This is a genomic window from Pseudomonas sp. HY13-MNA-CIBAN-0226, assembly GCF_040310305.1.
GTDB lineage: Bacteria > Pseudomonadota > Gammaproteobacteria > Pseudomonadales > Pseudomonadaceae > Aquipseudomonas > Aquipseudomonas gregormendelii.
This window is the reverse complement of sequence record NZ_JBEOPS010000597.1, coordinates 1-239: the sequence shown is the minus strand read 5'-3', so window position 1 is coordinate 239 and position 239 is coordinate 1. Positions and strand designations below refer to the sequence as shown.

Annotated in this window: 1 pseudogene; it reads left to right on the top strand. The window is 61.5% G+C overall.

The window, feature by feature from the left end:
* Positions 1-239, top strand: a pseudogene (locus AAEZ05_RS30065) (hypothetical protein); the annotation flags it as partial.

The window sequence follows — 239 nt, the reverse complement described above, 5'->3', positions numbered from 1 at the left end:
GCCGACCTACTGCGAGATCGGCCTGTATATCCAGGACCAACTCGCCGGGCGTCTGTTCCAGGAACAGGCCACTTCATTCAATCTTCCCCCCGGCGATACGTCGCTGCGCCTGAAGCTTTTGCCGGGCCAAGCTGCAGGCTGTCTGCCGGGCCTACTCGCGCCACCTGCGCAGAACATCACCTTGAAAGCCGGTGATGTACGCAAATTACGCATTGCCCTGGGCCCGGACGGCATGTACC